Here is a 1,874-nt window from a genome sequence, read left to right as displayed (position 1 = left end):
AGCCCAGCGGTAAAATGTCAAGCCCACTTTAAAAAAGAATTGGAAAAAATATTTCATTATGCGAGACAAAAGAATATAACAAACTAAGCCCAGAAAATTACAATATCTGGGTCTGAGAGGGTGGTCCAGCTAAGGGAGGCGATTAATCACCCCTCTTTCTGGGAGTATAAAGCTGGTTCGTGCGCAGCAAAGCATAAACCAGCCGGACCAATTTTCTTGCGGTAAGGACGAGGGCTCTTTTATGTTTATGAGTATGGGCTTCATCGTACTTGACCCGGTAGAAACAGCCATATTCCTGATCATGCAACCGAATCAGGTTAGCGGCCTCTACAAGATAATAGCGCAAGTACTTGTTGCCAGAGCGGACACGCCGGATATCCTCGGCCTTCCACTCACCCGACTGTTGTTCATTCCATACCAGCCCGGCAAATTTGGCCAGGGACTTATGATTTTTAAAGCGTTTGATATCGCCAACTTCAGCCAGGATACCGGCGGCATAAACTGGGCCGATACCCTTGATGGAATTCAATGTTTGAGGAAGCGCCTCCAGATGTTTGGCAATCAGCTTGTCCAACTTTTTAAGCTCAGACTGCATGGCCTTGATTACACTGATACTGGTGGCCAGAGAAGCATTTACCGGGTCAGCTAAAGACTTGCTCAGACGGTAGGAAGATCGGGCCGCCTTTTGCAGGGCCTTGGCTACTCCTTCCGAGTCTACCAGACGGTTTTTGCTCTTCTCTTCCAGAAAGGACACCAGTTTCTCCAGTGGCATAGCGGCGAGTTCATCCGGGGATAAAAATTCCTGCACGACTGCTATAGCCGTAGCGCCAAACTGGTCAGAAAAAATTTTCTCCTGGCGTAAAGAGCTGAACTTCAAGAAAAGGTTATTAAGAAAATAAGTCTTCTCCCGTGAAATCATCATCGCCAGGTGAAATCTAGAACGGGTTAACCGTTGTAAAGCAAGGAAACGCTCATCCATAAAGACCTCCTGTGGGAGGCGACCAAAGCGCAACTTATCCGCAATAACCCAGGCATCCACGTCGTCGTTTTTTGGGAGGTCGTTATAAGACTTCTTGAACTGATGTACGACACGGGCATTTAGCACATGGACCTGTGGTGAAAACGGGGCCATCTTATCCGAGCTTTTAAAGAAAGAGGCCAGGTGGTAGCCATAATTGGAGGTGGCCTCCAAGCCCAGCACCACCTCTTGCGAGGAGTTGAGTACTGCAGCCTGTGCAACATGATCTACCAGCGCTTGGGCTCCAGATAAAGTATTGGGCACGTTAAACTTACGTACAGTATCACCATTGCTGTTAATACAGCGAACATTGTTTTTGCGCAGGCTAACATCAATACCGACAAAAAGTTTGCTCAAAAGATCACCTCCACTCCAAAAGAAATCAAGCAAGGTACAGGACCTGGGCGCCCTTGGGAACCGCCTTACTCAGCCTCGTAATAAGTACTCACCCGGTCAGGTGGGTGCATGAATGGGAAGCTGCAAAATCCCATCACCATAAAGCCGGGGGTACAACCAGCGGTTAGAAAAGGACGGCGGACCAAGGGTAACAGGCTTCACGAAGTAGTAACCCTAAAGGCTCCACGAGGGGAAGAAGAAATATCCCCATACCAACTTGTTGGTCACATTGTCCCGTAAAAAGGCGCCCATGTCCAGACACTGCTTGACAAATAACCGAAACTAATTCGTGCGCTCTACGGATGCTACGCATCCTTCGCGCAAAGATGGATTTTATCATTATTTTGAAAAACAATGCACTAAAAAAGGTAACAGAAAACCGGCCCGGCCAAGGTAGCTGCTAAACAGTGACCTGGGGGGCCGGCATAAAAGCTATTATCATCATAACAACCCATACCCA

1 protein-coding gene is annotated in these 1,874 nt (G+C 47.8%); it reads right to left on the bottom strand.

Annotated features, from left to right (window positions below; all coding sequences use genetic code 11):
• Positions 1 to 142: 142 nt before the first annotated feature.
• Entirely contained in the window at positions 143 to 1,375 is a 1,233-nt protein-coding gene (locus tag Psfp_RS20930; protein ID WP_134220441.1) for an IS110 family transposase, read from the bottom strand.
• Between the last annotated feature and the right edge of the window lie 499 nt (positions 1,376 to 1,874).

Source organism: Pelotomaculum sp. FP, from assembly GCF_004369245.1.
Classification (GTDB): Bacteria; Bacillota; Desulfotomaculia; order Desulfotomaculales; family Pelotomaculaceae; genus Pelotomaculum_C; species Pelotomaculum_C schinkii.
This window is presented reverse-complemented; position numbering and strand designations above follow the sequence as displayed.